Annotated in this window: 21 protein-coding genes; 9 read left to right on the top strand and 12 right to left on the bottom strand. The window is 46.5% G+C overall.

The window, feature by feature from the left end:
- The 5 genes from DXY38_RS13010 to DXY38_RS12990 all read right to left on the bottom strand — a co-directional run bounded on the left by DXY38_RS13010 (position 1) and on the right by DXY38_RS12990 (position 4086).
- A complete protein-coding gene (locus tag DXY38_RS13010) occupies positions 1–720 on the bottom strand; it encodes a class I SAM-dependent methyltransferase (RefSeq protein ID WP_115071969.1) in 720 nt (239 codons plus the stop codon).
- Between the two features lie 93 nt (positions 721–813).
- Positions 814–1356 carry a DUF4178 domain-containing protein gene (locus DXY38_RS13005; RefSeq protein WP_170952950.1) on the bottom strand — a complete coding sequence of 181 codons (543 nt, stop codon included), beginning with the start codon at positions 1354–1356 and terminating at the stop codon, positions 814–816.
- Positions 1357–1424: 68 nt separating this feature from the next.
- A complete protein-coding gene (locus DXY38_RS13000) occupies positions 1425–2966 on the bottom strand; it encodes a polyamine aminopropyltransferase (protein WP_244279135.1) in 1542 nt (513 codons plus the stop codon).
- A complete protein-coding gene (locus tag DXY38_RS12995; protein WP_244279134.1) occupies positions 2963–3196 on the bottom strand; it encodes a hypothetical protein in 234 nt (77 codons plus the stop codon). The genes DXY38_RS13000 and DXY38_RS12995 overlap by 4 nt, the downstream gene beginning before the upstream one ends.
- Positions 3196–4086, bottom strand: a complete 891-nt coding sequence (locus DXY38_RS12990) for a hypothetical protein (protein WP_136988127.1) — start codon at positions 4084–4086, stop codon at positions 3196–3198. The genes DXY38_RS12995 and DXY38_RS12990 overlap by 1 nt, the downstream gene beginning before the upstream one ends.
- Before the next feature lie 208 nt (positions 4087–4294).
- Here DXY38_RS12990 and DXY38_RS12985 point away from each other — a divergent pair, with 208 nt between their 5' ends.
- The 3 genes from DXY38_RS12985 to DXY38_RS12975 all read left to right on the top strand — a co-directional run bounded on the left by DXY38_RS12985 (position 4295) and on the right by DXY38_RS12975 (position 7230).
- Positions 4295–4504, top strand: coding sequence for a DUF350 domain-containing protein (locus DXY38_RS12985; RefSeq protein ID WP_115071965.1), 210 nt, complete (start codon positions 4295–4297; stop codon positions 4502–4504).
- A gap of 291 nt (positions 4505–4795) precedes the next feature.
- Positions 4796–6058, top strand: a complete 1263-nt coding sequence (locus DXY38_RS12980) for a cytochrome P450 (RefSeq protein WP_371411017.1) — start codon at positions 4796–4798, stop codon at positions 6056–6058.
- Positions 6059–6381: 323 nt separating this feature from the next.
- Positions 6382–7230, top strand: a complete 849-nt coding sequence (locus DXY38_RS12975; RefSeq protein WP_115071963.1) for an NAD-dependent epimerase/dehydratase family protein — start codon at positions 6382–6384, stop codon at positions 7228–7230.
- A gap of 349 nt (positions 7231–7579) precedes the next feature.
- Here the strand turns inward: DXY38_RS12975 and DXY38_RS12970 are convergent, their stop codons facing one another.
- From DXY38_RS12970 to DXY38_RS12955, 4 genes are all read right to left on the bottom strand, one after another.
- The gene (locus DXY38_RS12970; protein ID WP_115071962.1) at positions 7580–8245 is read right to left on the bottom strand and encodes an SDR family oxidoreductase; all 666 of its coding nucleotides are present in this window, start codon (positions 8243–8245) and stop codon (positions 7580–7582) included.
- A 36-nt stretch (positions 8246–8281) separates the two neighbouring features.
- Positions 8282–8962: a M15 family metallopeptidase gene (locus DXY38_RS12965; RefSeq protein WP_115071961.1), complete on the bottom strand. Its 681-nt coding sequence runs from the start codon at positions 8960–8962 to the stop codon at positions 8282–8284.
- Positions 8963–8968: 6 nt separating this feature from the next.
- Complete coding sequence (locus tag DXY38_RS12960) at positions 8969–9196, bottom strand: hypothetical protein (RefSeq protein ID WP_115071960.1); 228 nt, start codon at positions 9194–9196, stop codon at positions 8969–8971.
- Positions 9197–9290: 94 nt separating this feature from the next.
- Entirely contained in the window at positions 9291–10025 is a 735-nt protein-coding gene (locus DXY38_RS12955; protein WP_115071959.1) for a 16S rRNA (uracil(1498)-N(3))-methyltransferase, read from the bottom strand.
- Positions 10026–10236: 211 nt separating this feature from the next.
- Between DXY38_RS12955 and DXY38_RS12950 the strand changes: the two genes are divergently transcribed.
- The gene (locus DXY38_RS12950) at positions 10237–11064 is read left to right on the top strand and encodes a J domain-containing protein (protein WP_115071958.1); all 828 of its coding nucleotides are present in this window, start codon (positions 10237–10239) and stop codon (positions 11062–11064) included.
- 23 nt (positions 11065–11087) lie between these two features.
- On the opposite strand, the gene DXY38_RS12945 is transcribed toward DXY38_RS12950, so the two are convergent.
- Positions 11088–11882 (bottom strand): DUF3598 family protein, encoded by a 795-nt coding sequence (locus DXY38_RS12945; RefSeq protein WP_115071957.1) that lies wholly within the window; start codon positions 11880–11882, stop codon positions 11088–11090.
- Positions 11883–12046: 164 nt separating this feature from the next.
- Here DXY38_RS12945 and DXY38_RS12940 point away from each other — a divergent pair, with 164 nt between their 5' ends.
- The 3 genes from DXY38_RS12940 to DXY38_RS12930 all read left to right on the top strand — a co-directional run bounded on the left by DXY38_RS12940 (position 12047) and on the right by DXY38_RS12930 (position 15161).
- Positions 12047–12550, top strand: coding sequence for an NfeD family protein (locus DXY38_RS12940; RefSeq protein WP_115071956.1), 504 nt, complete (start codon positions 12047–12049; stop codon positions 12548–12550).
- A gap of 191 nt (positions 12551–12741) precedes the next feature.
- Positions 12742–13926, top strand: a complete 1185-nt coding sequence (locus DXY38_RS12935) for a flotillin family protein (RefSeq protein ID WP_244279132.1) — start codon at positions 12742–12744, stop codon at positions 13924–13926.
- Positions 13926–15161 carry a flotillin family protein gene (locus DXY38_RS12930; protein WP_115071955.1) on the top strand — a complete coding sequence of 412 codons (1236 nt, stop codon included), beginning with the start codon at positions 13926–13928 and terminating at the stop codon, positions 15159–15161. Before DXY38_RS12935 ends, DXY38_RS12930 begins: the two co-directional genes overlap by 1 nt.
- A 19-nt stretch (positions 15162–15180) precedes the next feature.
- Here DXY38_RS12930 and DXY38_RS13515 read toward each other — a convergent pair whose 3' ends face one another.
- Entirely contained in the window at positions 15181–15513 is a 333-nt protein-coding gene (locus tag DXY38_RS13515) for a hypothetical protein (protein WP_006852660.1), read from the bottom strand.
- A gap of 299 nt (positions 15514–15812) precedes the next feature.
- On the opposite strand from DXY38_RS13515, the gene DXY38_RS12925 reads away from it, so the two are divergent.
- On the top strand, positions 15813–16274 hold the full coding sequence (locus DXY38_RS12925; RefSeq protein WP_115071954.1) for a hypothetical protein: 462 nt from the start codon (positions 15813–15815) through the stop codon (positions 16272–16274).
- A 123-nt stretch (positions 16275–16397) separates the two neighbouring features.
- Complete coding sequence (locus tag DXY38_RS12920) at positions 16398–16655, top strand: SemiSWEET family sugar transporter (RefSeq protein ID WP_115071953.1); 258 nt, start codon at positions 16398–16400, stop codon at positions 16653–16655.
- A gap of 798 nt (positions 16656–17453) precedes the next feature.
- Here DXY38_RS12920 and DXY38_RS12910 read toward each other — a convergent pair.
- Positions 17454–17891, bottom strand: coding sequence for a tetratricopeptide repeat protein (locus DXY38_RS12910; protein ID WP_170952949.1), 438 nt, complete (start codon positions 17889–17891; stop codon positions 17454–17456).
- Between the last annotated feature and the right edge of the window lie 147 nt (positions 17892–18038).

Raw genomic sequence — 18038 nt, 5'->3', positions numbered from 1 at the left:
TCAATCTCGTTCCCATCTCAATAGGTAACGCTCCGGCCACGAGCGTTTGATCTGTGCGTTCTCAAGACCTGCCCGCTTCGCGATGGCCATCATTTCATCGGGTTTCAGGGCGCCGCGTACGGACAGTGGGCCATCGGTATGAACCACCCAGGAGCGACTTAAAAGCCTGGTGCCAATCCAGGCCAATCCAAAACCAAGCCTGCTACGAATGAGGTCATCCACCAGGACGAGTTGTCGTGATCGCAGCGCCATCCCCTCTAAAAGACGGACCAAATCAAGCTCATCTAAGTGATGTGCAAACAGCGTGCAATACACCACATCAAAGCTGCTTTGGTCTGTTGGTGTTGCCAAGGCATCAGCAGTAAAAACCGTGAGCGCTGCTTTTCGTGTCCTTGCATTGGTCCGAGCAATTTCAACAGCTTCAGGGTTGAGATCACAGGCATGAAGATCCAATGACAACCCCTTTTGCTTGGCCATCAGCGCGAGGTCGATGGCCGTATCACCCCCCCCACAGGCAAGTTCAAGAACGCGCAGTGGCTTTGTCAGCCGAGTCTTTGCAAGGTCCTCGATGGGGCGAAACAACCCAGCGGAACAGCGACTGATCGTATTAATGCGCCGTAAGCCCATCAATGCTTTTGCATGCTCCCCTGGGTCAAGACCAGGTTGATCCATCACTTCCGGTTGACGATCGCGGTTGTTGAGCGCAGCACCCCAGATCATCAAATGAACCTTGTTGTCTCAACACGCTAAGAAAAAATTTGACAAAGTCGGTGCTGTCCGTGATTCATGTGAATGCAACGGGTCGCAAATGCATCAGCGTGAAATGTTCGCGTAAACACTTTGGCCGTCGCCTGGAAGGATGGACAGGTCTTGAGATTTTATTTTTCTGCCAATATTGACATCAAGTTCTCCATCCTCGTCTGAGCCATACAGCTCAAAGCTAAGTTTGAAACCCTGTACTGTTTGATAGTCGTAAAATGTGCAATTTCCTTTTTGATTGTTAACCCTGCCTTCTGTTGAGTATTTTGCTTCTCCTCTCTCCTTTAATAGATAGGAGATCCCTTCATAGTCAATAACGTTTGGTAGTGGCAAGCTCAACCGTAGTTGATCTTCAGGGACTGGAGTAAGCCAGCTCACTTCTAGCCAATCGTCCTCAACAACCACGAGCCATGCTGCATCATCATTATCTCGCAACAGATACTCAATCCATTCGAATTGATCCTGTTGATATCGGTATATGGTTTCAAGAATCCAATCACGCTCTTGATATTGAACAACATCTCCAATCTGAATATTGAACAACGTTCTTTCTGTTGGTTGCTTGCCTTTAAGCCTTGCATGACGACCTACGGACATCCGTTTAGATCGAAACTGCAACCATATAAAAAGGGCTGCAAAAAATCCTAAAATGAGAATAAAAAGCATTAGCGGATGGGGGCTGACCAGCGATCTCTACGTTGATAGTCAATCAGAATGGGCCGAGAGAGTCGATTCGCTTGCACGGAATCTTGATCAGACGGCCTGTAGTCCTTTGGGAATTGCAGCATTCGCTCAAGTTGAGCTCGATCAAACCAACGCGCTTCAAAAGGCACAGGCTGAAAAGTGAGAGGTTGTTTCTCCCGATGAGCAAGCACAAATCCCCATGGCCCAAAACTTGGCACCGTCACGCTGTAAGGATGGGTCTTCACCGGGAAGTGCTGAAGACTTTTTTCGATTGACGCCAGGACCAACGGCGTAAAGAAGGGAGTACTGGCCTGTGTGACGAACACTCCGTTGCTCCCCATTAAAGGAAGCAAACGGCTGTAGAAACCCACGCTGTAAAGCCGTGCCACCGCCGCAGTGTCGGGATCAGGAAAGTCGGCAATCACCACATCAAATGGCCCAGGCTGATCTGGCAGTAAACCGAACGCGTCGCCTACCTCAACATTCACTCTTGGATCGGCAAAGCTGTTCTGATTCAGGCTTTGAAGAGCTGGGTGTTCTTGAGCCAAGGTCAGCATTGCTTGATCGAGTTCGATCAGGTCGACCCTTTCCACGTTGGGCCAACGCAACACTTCTCTCAGGGCTAGTCCATCGCCGGCTCCGAGGAGAAGGACGCGTTTGGGGTTTGGGTGAGCAGCCATCGCTGGATGGACCAAGGCTTCGTGGTAGCGGTATTCATCACGACTTGAAAACTGAAGATTTCCATCTAAATAAAGACGCATATCTCCGCGTCGACGCGTTAGGACGATTCGCTGAAATCGACTTTGAGCTCTGCTGATGACGGGGTCTGAGTAGAGGCTATCTTCGATCCGATCTCCCAAAGGAATAGAGAAGAATCCACCTGCTGCAATCAAGGGAATGGAAAATAATGCTCCCCGTCGCCAGCGACGTAAATCGTCGAACGTCCAGCTAAGCCAGCATGCACATCCAATCGGTACCAAGGCCAGAGCCGCTGCGGTGGGAAGCAAACCAAGTGTTGGTAAGAGCAGCAATGGGAAGGACAAAGCCCCAAGCAATGATCCGAAATAATCAAGCGCTAGAACCCTGGCCAAGACTTGTCTGAGCTGCTGCTGTGTTTCCAGCAGTCGGGTGATCAGCGGAAGCTCCATTCCTCCCAAGATGCCCACCAAAATGGTGAGGACAACCACGGCTAACCAAAGAGGACCATCAACGGCGAAAAGTTGAAACAAGGCCAACGGACCCAAGAGACACAAAGGGCAAAGACTCAGTTCAACGAGAAACAAACAGCGCAGTAATGCAGCCCGTGGTGTTGAAGACACCGCTAAAAACTCTGTTAACCAGGCTCCAAGGCCCATAGCCGCAAGAAACGTGCCCACAACCACTCCTGTCGCCAAAGTGGCGTTACCAGCTAGGTAGCTGGCTTGGGTTACAAGCAAGAGCTCCAGAATCAGTCCGGCTGCAGATGAAAGCATCGCCGTCACCAACAACACGCGTACCTGGCTTGGTGCGATGGAACGATTCACTTCACACCGGATGGTCCACGTCCTTGAAATCCACCCCAATCTTGTCGTGAATTGGTCCGCCAGAGACCGCCACTGCTGTAACCCCGGTACACCACACCACCCGCTGATGATGGTTGGCTGTTTGGTGATCCGTTACTCCCTAAGCGGTAAACCGCTGGACGGTTGATAGCAGTATTCGTTCCCATCATCATCGCCGAAACGGCTAGGAACAAAAGAAGAGGACGATGCATCAGTCAATCCTCCTAATATTGAGTGGCCGCATAGAAACAATCCGATCGCGTAAGTCAAAATCAATCCATTCCTGTTCTAAGAGTTCAGTTCGCTCAGGCATCGATAAACGGAATCTAAGACTTCTGCGTTTGGGGTTGTAAAAGAACAATCGTTTATTTAATTTCCAGTAAGGTGGGTCATCTTCATCGCTTGCTGATTTCTTCGTAAGATAAACATTGATATCCTCTCTCCTAACAACTAATCCATTGCCATCAATGATCTCAAGATTGAGGTTTAACCGCTCACGCCCTCGGGTCTTGAACAATGAATTCATTTCAGTAATCAGTTCATAACGCCCAATCATTTTGATCATGATGACACCTTTCTCGTAATCCATTCGAGTGCCACTAGATGCTTCGAGTAGATCATCGATTCGACCACCAAAGCGTCGCCGCCCTTGGCAGTAAATGCTATTCAAAAACATTATAACAATCCCTAAACTAATCCAAAATGTCCAAACTGTAAGACCGCTATCGATGTAACGATCCTGTATGTCGAGACGCAAGGGGAGTTGCGCTTGGAGGGATTGACCAGCTTGATCTTCGAGGCCGTCGACGGCAAAACGAAGTCGGTACTGACCTGTTTGATTGGGCTTGATAAGGACCTCGTAATAACTATCTGATTCGTCGTAAATACCCGATTCCCCGTCCTCCTGCCATGTTCCTCTTTCTCTCCAGCCTTCCTTGTCGAAAGCTAAAACAACTTGGTCAGATGCATTTAATAATTCAGTGGACAGCGAGACTGCAGCATTAACAGGTAGGCCCACATAGGCATAGAGGCGAGTGGCACCAATGGCATCGGCTTCCAGCCTAAAAGGCTCACTCAGCCTCACATCTCCAGTGCTTGGCAAGGTCAGCTCCTGGTTCAGGAGCTGTCGACTGGGCAGTGATGGGGAGAATCCTGGCCATAGGGGTATCAACAGACTCAGGAGTGGCCAAAGCAACAGAGGTTGCTGTCGGATGGGTTGAAAAAGTTTGTGCAGGCCCGATGGCTGAGCCATAAGTACAGGGGCAGACAACACATTCAGTAGAATAAGCGGTGACGATGCCGTTGTTTGGATGTCTCAGCTGGTCACCCAAGTGATGCTCACCATTGGGTGGAGTTTCATTAGTGTGCTTCTGATCCTTGGAGCCACCTGGCTATTTGATCGACTCACGCCGATTGACTATCGAGCTGAAATCCGCAAAGGCAATGTGGCGGCAGGCCTGGTCGTTTCCGCTGTCATTCTTTCCATCACTGCAGTTGTTGTGACAGTTGTTCTTACATAATTGATGCTGACTATAGGCAGTTAAATTCGCATTAAATCTCTACTAATATGCACAAGAGCTAGCGATGAGATTGCTGTCTAACAACCAAGCCAGCGTCAACCGAAAACTCTCATCTTGGGGTTGCTTGCAGTGGTTCTGGTTGGATCTCATCATTGATTACTTGTTTTGATTGCTTGCTTTAATAAGACAGCCTTCAATCATTTGGAGGTGAGCTGTTTCTCCAGGTTTTTGGAGTCAGCTTTGGTTAGATCGATTGCCGATCCATGAGTCCATCAGCCCCTATCAACATTGATCTCGCAAGCACAACTGCCGAGCACCGGTGCTGTAACCGGGGTTTTAGAGGCACTCGCATTTTTCCGTGATCCCTCTTTTGCTCAACGTCGCTTTGAGACCCATGGTGATCTCTTCGAGACGTCTCTCCTCGGTCAGCGCATTGTGTTCATCCAAGGGGATGAGGCCATCGCTGACTTGCTGGCACAAGGAGATTGTCTTGAGGGGTGGTGGCCTACGAGCGTTCGTTTGTTGCTGGGCAGCCGCTCCTTGGCCAATCGCAATGGTGCTGGGCACAAGGCTCGTCGGCGCGTGGTTGGTCAATTGTTTTCCAGTGCAGCGCTCCGGCGCTATGCACCAGAGATTGAAGCTCTCGTACAGGAACTCGTTGCAGAATTGCTGGACAGCCAATCTGCTCTCCCACTCGCCCCGCGTATGCGTCGCTTTGCGTTCAGCGTGATCGCAAACGTTGTCTTGGGTCTCGATAATCAAGACAAAGACGAATTATTTGCTGATTTCGAGATTTGGACGAAGGCTTTGTTTTCGATCCCGATCTCGATACCGGCTTCCCCGTTCGCTAAAGCAATGCAGGCACGCTCACGCTTGCTTACACGCTTGAAACTGGCGCTCGTCAATCACACCTCGTTGCGAGGGGGCTTAGATCTGATCCGAGGTGGGGTGGATGAAGCCGGGATTCCACTCAACGATGACGATCTCGCTGAGCAACTCTTGCTCCTACTTTTTGCAGGCTATGAAACAACGGCATCGTCCTTAAGTTGTCTTTTTCGTGCATTGTTGATAAATCCAACTGTTCACGACTGGCTGTTGTCAGAGTTGGATCATCTGTCTTCTGAAGACCCTGATGATCTTTCCCACCCTCGCTTGGATGCCACCGTGTTGGAGGTGATGCGCCTAACCCCTCCGGTGGGAGGGTTCTTTCGGCGAACCAAGGGTCCGGTCATGCTCGCTGGCATCGAAGTTCCGGACAATCGAGTGATTCAAGTGGTTTTGACGGCATCCACAACTGGCGATGATCCTGACCTATCTGCTTTTCGTCCCCAACGGCATTTGGATCGATCGTTCCAGCAAACCTTGATGCCCTTCGGGGGTGGGGAAAGGGTATGCCTGGGAAAAGCTCTCGCGGATCTTGAAATTCGCTTGATGGCTGTTGGATTGTTGAAGAAGATCGAGTTAAAACTTGAACCCAATCAGGATTTGTCATTGCAACAAATTCCCAGCCCCACTCCACGTGGTGGTCTTGTTGTAACTTCACGGCAAAGATAATGATATCTGGTTTCTCATTCATTTAATTCAGACGTTCTGGCGCTACGCCTGAAAATGATTGAGTGTTGAGAAACATATGTTCTATCAACGATATGCCGAGAAATAATCAAACATTGCCCTGAATTCTCAGCCTCACAGAGTTGGAAACTCAGCTTTCAAGCCCTGTAAGAACCATGCTCTGATGCTGCCCAGCAGCGAGACTTGTGCGCCGCTAGGCCCCTTTGAATGTCGGCCATGGCGGCATGAATCGTCGAGACGGTATCGACCGACTCACGGTTGATGGGTAAAGAGTTGTAAAAAGGTGTTGACTCGATGTTGTCCTGATGTCCACCTACTCAGTCATTGGCTGTGGCTACGTCGGTAGCTTCGTGGCGGCAAGCATGAAAAACCAGGGTCACTACGTCGTTGGTACAACGCGAACGCCACAACGGTTTGCTGAGCTACGCAACGTGGTCAATGAACCAATAGCTCTTGACCTTGCTCAACAAGATTGCGACTTTTCATTCCTTGAGGATCAGGAGGGTGTTCTGATTAGCGTGGCACCCACGCAGAATGGCGAAGGATATCAATCCGTGTTTTCGAACGGCATTCGTAATCTTGCCCGAGCCATCCGTTGTCGTCAGTCCACGCGGCCACTTCACGTGACTTACATCAGCTCTGCGGGTGTTTACGGAGACCACCAGGGTCAGACGGTGACAGAAGATTCAACTGTCGACTGTTTGAATCCTGTGAATGCCATGTTGGTAGAAGCAGAAAATGTTCTGCTCACGATTGACCGTCCTGACACGAAGATTTGCGTCCTCCGGCTGGGCGGCATCTATGGTCCAGGACGAGACATGGTTGCCATGATCAAGCAGGCAGCTGGAGAACAGATTCCAAAGAACGGAAGTGATATTCCTGCTTGGAGTGGGATTTTTGATATCACCAATGGTGTGAGCTTCGCTTTTAGCAAGCAGCTTGTCGGCATTTACAATTTGGTCGATGACATGCAGCTCAGTCGACGTGAATTGTCTAATGAGATCTGTGATATTGATGGATTGCCTCCGGTGATTTGGGCCAATGAAAACATGCCTGGAGCACGAGCAATGAATGCAAAAGTTGCGAATGAAAAAATTAAATCAGAGGGATTTCTGCTCAGTTCACCTTCGATGCTTCTGCCAACACCCGTCTAAATGTCGCTTTTATGTTGCAGGTTGTCAAATAATTAACTGCTAAATTCTTAACTTAGTTTTGTTTGAGAAATTCTTTTTTTATTTTATTACTGTATATTATTCAATTAAGATTTATAGCATCGCTATATCAGTGTTGGGACGATTCTCGTTCCATCACTTTTATGCATACCGTCGTCGGGCAGCCATCCTGTCGCGCATTAGCTATGGCTAGTCCTTCTAACCAAAAAAAAGAACCCCCCACAGCTGTGAAGAGCTCAACGCATTTCCTGATCAAACAATATGAAGAATAAAGGCTTTCGGCAAGGGGGATCAGTAATTACATGCTCTCTCATCATCGCGGCTTATCAATTCACCAGGGAAGTTCTTGCCCATTGGAATGCCAAAACGTGCCGCTGGTCTCTAGTTGAAGCGCATCAATCCGTGCCAACAAGCCTCGGACTGCCACCTCTGGGCTGATTCCGTTGGGGTTGTAGTTGATCATTCGGGTGCTGACCAGCCCTGGATGGAGGATGGCCACCGAGATGCCCCTTGCTTTCAAATCGATGGATAGTGATCGCCCAGCCATGTTCAGTGCCACTTTGGACATCCGATAGCCATAGGACCCACCTGAGCTGTTGTCGTCGATGGATCCCATCCGACTGGTAATTAGGGCCAGCTTTGCTCCTGAGGGCATCTGTCCCACCAAGGATTGCGCCAAGACCAACGGAGCTAAAGCATTCACTTCGAATTGACGTTTGACTCCTTCAATATCGAGATCCTCGAGACCCATCGATTGCAGGGTCCCAGCATTGAGGATGACTCCATCCAACGGCCGGCCATTCAGATTGGCAAGCAACCCAGCAATGGAGGCTTCATTGGTGAGTTCGATGCCTGACTGAATCTCCACACCTATCGCCTCAAGTTCCTGAGAGGCTTGGCGGCAGACAGCAATCACCTGGTCATGACGAGCCTGCAACTGACGGCAGAATTCGAGACCGATTCCCCTGTTTGCTCCTGTTACAAGAAAGGTGGCCAAAGGACCCTCTGAGTCAGAGATCAGTTTGATCCAGAATCAGGAGGGAGGGATCACCGGCATTGATTTCCAGTGATGCCAGTCAAAATGCCACCATTCAGTAGCAAATGAACGAAATCCTCGTCGTTCCATCGCCTTGAGCAATCGTTGAGCATTGGCGGCTCGGTCTGCGAGAACTCCATCAGCATTGACATGGGCGGACTTGGAGAAATCGTCGTAATCCGTGGGCATGCGCAAGGGCTTCCCTTGCTGATTAACCAGAGTCACATCCACTGAGGCGCCTCGGGTATGTCGGCCTGCATTCACTGAAGGGTCCGAAACGTAGCGAGGATCTTGAATCTCATCCCACATCAACTGCTGTACAGCGAGAGGGCGATGAGCATCCCAAACCTTCAATCCAAGCCCTTCCTTGGAGAGATCTTGTTGGACTTTCTGCAAGGCCAGGGCCACTGGACAGCGCAGCTGAGGATCAACCTTGGAATAAAGGGTACGTCCTAAAAAATTGTTTGAACTGGCGTAGCGAATTTCAAACAATGGCCTGGGTGAAATTCTATTGAGAGATACGAGCTCTAGACCGCTGCATTGAAGTGGCACCTCGGCACGACTAGGGAATGGATAAAACGGAAGACTGAGGAAGAGACCAATGAAGAATCTCTGAAAAACCTGGGCAGGCTTTATTGATTCACTGCTACTAGAAAAGATAAAATCGAAATAAGCCATCGTGGTTCAAGTGATGTCTGTTGATTGAAAGTTCCACATGGCCTCGGCCTCTTGCCACAACTCCCAAGAGTGCCGTGAGCCACCCACCAAAACGACTTGGCCAGCAAAACCAGCTGGAGAAGGTTGATAGAGATCGGTTAAATCCTGAACAGACTCACCATCTCTTGTGAGGATCTCGGTGACTCGCTTTCCCATCCGCTTGGAAAGATCCTGCCGGAACTCATCAAGAGTCATGGGAGTCTTTGATCATGAGGAACAAAAGGAATGGAGTCTTGGGAAAGGCAATGTAGCGGCATGTGATCGCCTGCGTCTGGATCGATACAGCTTTTCAGGTGTTGGTTGATGTAGTACAGGGTAATGATTGCGCTAAAACAGTGGTAAGAGCTGTATCCACACTGAGAGTTCTCGTCCCAAGATGGATAGGTTGAGCAGTTTGTGAAACGGCTAATTCAATCTCAAATGGTACAAAACCACCTTCAGGTCCGATCATGACGACAGCAGGTTTTGATGAGAGAGCAAAGGCTGCTTCCTTTGCATTGATGTCTGTAATCCAACAGTTTCGTGATCCGCAAACCGATGACAATTGATCTTCTATAAAGGGGCGAAAACGCTTATGTAAGTGCACATTGGTGATGATTGTATCCTTCGATCGCTCCATTCCAGCAAGAAGCGCATTATGGATTTTATCTGGTTTCAATAAAGGACTTTGCCAATAACTTTTTTCGACTCTTGCACTGTTAATCAAATGTAGGTTATTGACACCATATTCAGCAACTGTCCGAAAAATTCGGCGCAGCATCTTTGGACGTGGTAAGGCAAGAATAATATCAAATGTATGTCGTGGAGGATACGGCTCTGTAAGACTGACGCGCAGAACGACTGCCTCTGGGTGCATGGATATAACAATTCCCTTCCCGCATTGACCCCCCAGTATTCCAACGTGTAATGATTGACCAATCGTTGGTTTTAAGATCTTTAATATATGAGTGAGGCGATAGTCGCGAATGATAACTTCATTTGAATCACCAATAAAGTCTTGATGATTGAGATGAATAATATTCATAAGGAGTCAAGAGCTGAGTGGATTCTTGGCAACTCTGAACTAGCTAATCATAATCGCGTAAGCCCGAAGCAGCCTCAAGAGAAAGGTGCGCTGCAGGGAAGCTCAGAATGAAATTTGGAAATTGACAACGACCACAATGAGACGTTCCAAAATCACCCTATGGTGATCCAAGCGATATGGCAGTGCCAGGCGTGGGTTGTTGTGACAGCTAATGGGGTTTGATCCACGGCGATGGTCATCAGCGGCTGAGCCGCATCGACGTCAGACCGTTACCAGCAATGTCGATGCACTCTTGGCTGAAAATGACAGTCTGCGCAGGGAGGTGCTGCAACTGAAAAGGCAGCTTGATCAGTTGCGTCAGCGTCAGTGGAGACAACCCCAATCCAGACAACAGCAGTCACACCACTACCAGCGCACCCAAGAGGGCAGGCATGAGCAGGTAGAGAATCCTCCATCTGTTACCTCTGATCAAGTTGAGCATTGGGGAGAATCCCTTTCTAAACAACAGGGATGGAGTGCTCTTCGCCTGAGTGAACTTGAAAATCTGATCGATGTTTTAAATCGTTCAAGTTTTCATCCTCAGCTCAGTCTGGATCAACGATTGGACCGGTTGATGCCTGGTCTGGGAACAGATTTGTATGCTGCCATACGTAAGCCACTTACAAAAAAACGCTGTGCAGTGCTTGCCACGTTTGCGCTGTATGGCATCAGAGCCCGTGAGTGGCTGGAAGAAGAGCCACAAAGGGTGGTCTTAGAATTAAAAAATAGACAGTCAAGCTCCCGCAAAAATCGACGCACAAGGACAGATCAGAGGGCTTCTGATCGGCATGCTGAATCCAACGGGAGAAACGAGGCATCGTCGTGTCGCTCTGTCAGTGATGCACTCGAAGTATTAGGCCTCAAACGGGGCGCTTCGCAGGATCAGATAAAACAAACGTACCGCAAATTAGTCAAACAACATCACCCAGATATAGGTGGATCTGTTGAGGCATTTCGAAGAGTAAATGAAGCCTATCAGTTCCTTATAGTAAACACTTAAACGAAGCCAAGACCCCCAAGCTTTTACTGTGTGAATTGTTGGTGGCGAACATCGATCAACTGGGAATTTGATCCATAGGATGCACTGATCGTTTTCAATTGAAAATCAGATTCACGCCACAATGCACTAATGGTGAAGGCTTGATGGGCAGGAACTTTGCCTGGGCAACGTAAAACAATATTATCTGGAAAAAAATATTCGTGATCTTCGGCCGAATGGTTTAGATGAAATGAATCATGGAAAAAAGAGCGGCTCAAATCTAAATCGACCACATGGCTGGTTCCTTGCCAATTGGCTTCTACATTCCATTTTGGGACCAATTGAATAGAGTCACACCAAGGAGAAGCACCAAAATTGCTTCGATGTTCGCGAATACAAGCAACCCTTTGCAGTTCTCCACTGGTGTCGTAGAGCATACCGACACTGAGTCGTAGATTCTTGCTTGCAAGAAACAGTTCAATGGGAAAATATTGTTCTGCTTCACAGCGAGGAACGAGCCATGCTGCACTTCCATTCGCAAAGGCTAAACCCCTCATGTAGTCACTAGCAGGATGCATAAAGCCATCATCCCTGCAATGATCCTGAATATTATAATTCCATTTTTTTTCTATAATTTGCTCATCATGATAAAAGTATTGATTGTGTTGATGAATGATACTTCTTTCTGTATTTGATACAAATTTTCGCGTGCTCAAAAAATTCTCCGATACCTCACCTAGTGGGTTATAACGCACCCATCGCCCATCCCAAGAGCCCAGGTGAAAATTCCAAAAGGCATCCCAGTTTTGATGAGCAGCTGTTCGCACTTGATCAATCATTTGTTGATATCAATGAAGAACCAATCAATAATTCTAGAAATGAAAAGATAACCATACGAGTGACCATCCTTAGAGTGAAGCTGGGCCATCCAGCGCCAGAAATCATGAACAGAGACCAAAATCGGCCAATATGTCCATTATGAGCAAGCAGCTTCTTTAAATCGATGATTTGGACCTATTCCTTTTGTCTCGTAGCCGGCGGCGTTTTGATTGCCCTGTCTCTTGATAACGATGGTGACGGGTTCGATGGCGACGGTTTAGGTGGAAACCTAAGCCTGTTGTTCAGCACTCCATTTTGGTCATTTGGTCTTTGTGGCTTTGGATTATGCGGATTGCTGATGTCAATCCTCAGCCCAGTCGACAATGGACTGGCGTCCTTGCTGGTGGCTGCTGCAATGGGCGTTGGGATGGGATGGGGTGCATCCCATATTTTGCGCTTGATGAGCCGTCGAGAAGCTGACACCCTGATCCGCAATGACGACTTAATCGGTCAACAAGGTCTGGTGACATTGACTGTTGACACCAAGGAACGGGGCTTCGTCGAATTGCGGGTGCGCGGAAGTTTGATTCGTCGGCCTGCCCTTAGCAATGCAGGCACGCTGGCAGAAGGCACCTGCGTTGTGGTCGTCGCAAGTGACGAGCACACTCTGCGCGTCGATCGCCTGTGATGGCTGTGGGCAATTTCAAAATCCAGAGCTAAGCCAAGGTCAGCGACCTAAGGCCCATGTCTATACGACTGCTCAGCGAGCAGCCCGCTCCATCGGTCGGTTTTCTTTCCAGAGATCAAAACAACACCATCGCAGGGGGGGTGGGCGTCGTTGTCGTCAGTCTTGTGGGGCTAACGCTGCTCAGCCGATGGATGATTCGGATCTGTCGCCCGAATGAAATGTTGGTGGTAACAGGATCACGCTCGAATCAGGGAAGTCAGGGCTTAAAGGGATACCGCGTGGTGGCCAATGGCGGCTGGACATTTGTGAAACCGGTTCTCGAGACAGCAAGGCGTATGGATGTCACGCTGCTACCCGTCTTAGTAGAGGTTAAAAATGCGTATTCAAATGGAGGGACACCGCTCAATATTCAAGCGATTGCGAATGTGAAGGTGAGCACCGATCCAGATGTGCGAAATAATGCAATTGAACGTTTTTTAGGTCGTGATCCACGTGAAATTATTCAAGTAGCACAAGAAAATCTAGAAGGAAATCTGCGAAGTGTTCTTGCCCAGCTCACTCCCGAGGAAGTCAATGAAGACCGTCTTCGGTTCGCTGAGCAAATCGCCAAGGATGTGGGAGATGATTTAAGGCGTCTGGGACTTCAACTAGATACGTTAAAGATTCAAAGTGTTTCTGATGACGTTGATTATCTCAACTCAATCAGTCGACGAAGGGTGGCTCAGATCGTTCGTGACGCAGAAATTGCTGAAGCTGAGGCGATCGGGCAAGCCGAACGCATCGAAGCGGAAATGGAGGAAAAAGCCGAGGTGGTGAGTACCGACGCACAAACCGTTGTGCTTGAAAAAGATAATGGAGTGCGGACCAAAGTGGCTCTTATGGAAAAGAAGGCCCGATCTGAGGAGCAACGTACAGAAGCAGCAGAGTTGGAGGCAAGAGCGATAGCCGAACAGAAATTGCAAAAGGTACGAGCTGATCTTGAGCGCTTGCGGTTACAAGCTGAAAAAGTACTTCCAGCTCAAGCCAACCAAAAAGCAAAGGAGCTGAGAGCTCGAGGAATGGCTGCCGCAACAGCTGAAGATGTGAAAGCAAGCGCCCTCGTGAATGACTTGCTGACAGAGGTATGGGAAGAAGCCGGCAGCACTGCTGAACTTGTCTTTTTGCTCCAGCAAATTGAAATGGTTCTGGACCATGCCACGCGTCTACCAGGACGGCTTCATTTGAAGAGAATTACAACGTTGGATGGAAATGACGCATCCAGTCTTGCAAGCCTTGTAGCTCTCAATCACGTTGTCGTACGTCAGTTCTTTGATCAAGTCAAAGAAATCTTCGGCATTGATCTTATCGACACTCTTTCCAACAGAGGTAATCAGTAATGTTTGTTTCTATTCTTCTAACAGGAGGAGCGGGCTTATTGGCCTTCGTACTGCTCCTTAAAAAGTTGTACTACATCTGTCAACCGAGTGAAGCTTTGATTTTTGCTGGTCTTAAACGAACAACTGGAGCAGGGCAAACAGTAGGTTATCGAACCGTCCGTGGTGGAAGTGCCTTACGAATTCCATTGCTTGAAGAAGTCATGCGATTGGATTTGAGCAATATGATTATTGACTTACAAGTTGAGAATGCATATTCACGTGGAGGTATTCCTCTAAATGTTTCTGGCGTTGCAAATATAAAGATTTCAGGGGACGAACCTGGAATCCATAATGCTATTGAACGTTTAATTGGAAAAACTCAGGAAGAGATCCGTCATATAGCAAAAGAAACACTTGAAGGTAATTTAAGGGGTGTTATGGCTAGTTTGACACCAGAACAATTAAACGAAGATAAGGTAACGTTTGCGCGAACGCTTCTAGAAGAGGCTGAAGATGATCTTCAAAAATTAGGCTTAGTTCTAGATACATTACAGATACAAAATATATCAGATGATGTTTTATATTTAGATTCAATTGGTAGGAAGCAGCTGGTTGAATTAAAACGTGATTCGCGAATTGCTGAAGCAGAAGCGAAATCACAATCAGCAGTCAAGCGTGCAGAGAATGAACGGATCACGGCTTTACGCCGTCTCGATAAAGACCTCGCTGTTGCAACGGCAAATGCCAATAAAAGGGTACAAGATGCCCTAACAAGACGAGAGGCATTGGTTGCCGAGGAAGAAGCACGGATTGGTGCAGAGTTGGCTAGGGCGGAGGCTGAACTCCCAGTACAAGAACAACGGATTAAACAAGTGATCCAACAACTTGAAGCAGATGTGATTGCACCTGCAGAGTCAGAATGTCAAACAATGATGGCGGAAGCAAAGGGAGAAGCAGCAACGATTATTGAGCAAGGGCGCTCACAGGCAGAAGGACTAAGAGATCTTGTTGAATCCCTCAAGCGTTCTGGAGATGATGCCAAGAGATTATTTCTTCTCCAAAAGCTTGAACCACTTCTGACAATGTTGAGTGATACTGTACAACCGATAGAAGTAGAAGAGGTGAATCTTATTGGTGAACGTCAGGGGCAAACGAATCTTTCTATTGCCACTCTGTTAAAACAGCTCCAGGTGAGCACAGGTTTTCGTTTACCAGATTCATCAACTCAACAAGAGACTGATCATACAATTGAATAAAAGACTTGATAATAAAGGATTATGATTTTCTATTTAATTTCTCCCATGCATCGCTATGTCGAAAAGCTGGCCAAGCTACAAAGTAATAGATAAATAGAGGAAACAGTGAATATTCAGGATGCACGTATGAACCATATAGCAACCAATACCCACCTACGGCAATAGGAAGAGCAATGAGTCTAGGACCATTTCCATAATCATCCTCTGCCCAACGTGCACTTAATGCTTTTCCAACAATCCAAGGAGATAATACAAGTAAAAACGTCCAATGAAGTATTAAACGGTAGAAATTAAAAAAAGGCTTGAAGAATGATGAGGCAATGACAAATACAATTAAGTACGGAAAGATCACAGGATGAATGTAGCGGTATAGCCATAATACCCCGACAAAGCTCTTGCTACAAACATTAAAAACAACAACAACAAGCAGTCAAGTATACAAACCTTATGTGTGAATAGTCTAACATTTGAACATGATTAGATGATATGCCTTATGATTGGTGTTAGAAACATTTTTGTATTAATCAAATCGTTCCCTGTCGTAGATTTTGACTTTAAGTCAGCATCCATGAATACGAGAAGATTTACCTCTTTAGTTTAGTCCAATCATTTTCAGACATTTTTCTCTCAATCATTTTTGCAGCTACTGTCATGTCAGGTTCATGGAAAGATATTGAACAGCACTGGATCAAACTTCGTGATCAGTCATCATTTGATTTGAATATTCCATGTGTCGCCATCAATAAAGATGGTGATTTGTATGAAACTACACTTTGGGGACTGACCAATCATATAGACATTCCATTAATGTTGTCTAAGCAATTGTTGTTCAGTTATTTGGAACTTGTCATTACGCGAGGAGAAGAAGCGGCACAGACTGAAATCAAGCAGCTAAGCGCTATTGAAGTACATACTTTTTTTGATGAGCTGCAAAAGTTTAATAATCGTTCCCATTCTGAGAAATTTTGTACCGTAAATGATGTCATCAAAGCAATTGACATTGCCCAGGATGGTTACAATAAAAACCCACGTAAGATGCTAATTGTCCAATTGGGTGAATTAAGAGCTGATTTGCTATTGGCGTCGCCACCTTCCAATGATGGTAGAAACTGACTAATTCAAAAAAGATACTTTAACTATATACAGCTATTAAGTCTTATCAATCATAAGATATAATTCAAGGAGACAATTTCGGACAATATACTGCAAAGATTGAAGCCAATCATAAATGCATAAATGGAACCTGACGTATTTGGATATATAGCGGCAACGCTTACAACAGTTAGCTTCTTCCCTCAAGCACTCAAGACCCTTAAAAGTAGGGATACTCGCGCCATCTCATTACGCATGTACCTGCTGTTTACAGCAGGAGTGGCTTTCTGGTCACTTTATGGTTGGATGGTGAAAGATGGACCTGTACTCATCGCCAACCTGATCACTTTAATACCGGCAGTCATTGTTCTTGGTATTAAACTTTCAAGCTTCAGAAAATAAACATCAAGCAGACAAAGCTTAATGATGATCACAACATAGTATTGAATGTAAATATACTAAAACAATTAGTCCAACGAATGCTGTCTTGAAATAATAATAGCAAAAATTCAGCTATAAACAGGAGACGCTACCAGATCAGATGATACATCTAATGTTTCGTATGCAGTGAAATAGAAGGACCATGCACTGATTAATGTATGGAATGTCTCGAGAGCTCGATCCTGCTCAACAGATCCCGGTTTGGTATATTTAAAATCCATAAAAAGCTTGTCAGCAAACGCTTGCTGCTTTTTGCAGAGTTTGTCAATGGTCATAGCTGCTGACTCAAATAAAGCGAAGGTAGGAAACGAAGTCATTGGAGCACTGTTGCCACGACCGATAGGTTGTGAATCAAAGAACTCGCAAGTAATGTTGCGGAATGTAAAGATTCTACAAGAAGGTCGGCACCTCTGTGAACAAAAGTTTTTTATTGACTTCATGACGGTTTTTTTCTCCTGGTCACTCGTGGTTGAATGTGTCTCTGCAAGCACTAACTGACGCTTCAATCGATATTGATGACTTTTTCGTTTGTCTCAGATAGACACTTCCGAAAGCTCGATATCCAATCTTAATGATGAATTTCAACGATACCAAAGAGAATGATCTTGGGAGATGAATAATTTCAGTTTAGTTCAATTGTGCTTGGATAAAATTGCCATCCCTGCATTACCAATTCATCTCTTTTGTTATTCTTGAACTAAAATAAGAATAAACTATTGTTGATTAGATGCAGTTTTTCCTTGCAAATACTACTGCGGATTAATTACCAAGCTCAACTGCTTTGTCCCAATCTGTACATGCAGTATTTAAATCACCAGACATATCCATTGCAACGCCATGATTGAAAAAGGCTTGTCCATTCTCTGGATCAAGTGAAATGACCATTTCTAAGTCATTGATCGCTCCCTCAAGATCGCCAACTCTTGCTTTGGCAATCCCTCGATTAGAAAGAGTAGAGTTGTTTTGTGGATCTAGTTCCAGTGATCTTGTGTAGTCAATGATGGACCCACTAAAATCTCCTCTCTTTGCTTTTGAAACCCCACGATAATCATAGGCAGTGGCATCATAAGGGTTAGACTTTATTTCATCAGTAAATGCATTGATCGCACCTGTGTAATCTCCAATCCGAAGTTTTTCTAATCCAAGGTCTAGGTTTGAATCAGCATTAGCGGCAAAGGGAGATGTAAGTAAAATCATCAAACTGATTACAATCGTTAGAAAGGCAGAACACAATTTCATTGGCTTCAATCGGATTTCCTAATTCTACATAGACATTCAGAAGAAAACCACTGCTGGTCCCTACGGTTAATCTTAGAGAAGATATATCTATCGAGAATAATATAT

This window comes from Synechococcus sp. UW179B, from assembly GCF_900474245.1.
Lineage (GTDB): Bacteria > Cyanobacteriota > Cyanobacteriia > PCC-6307 > Cyanobiaceae > Synechococcus_C.
The sequence above is the reverse complement of the archived record's forward strand: the minus strand, read 5'-3'. Positions and strand labels throughout refer to the sequence as shown.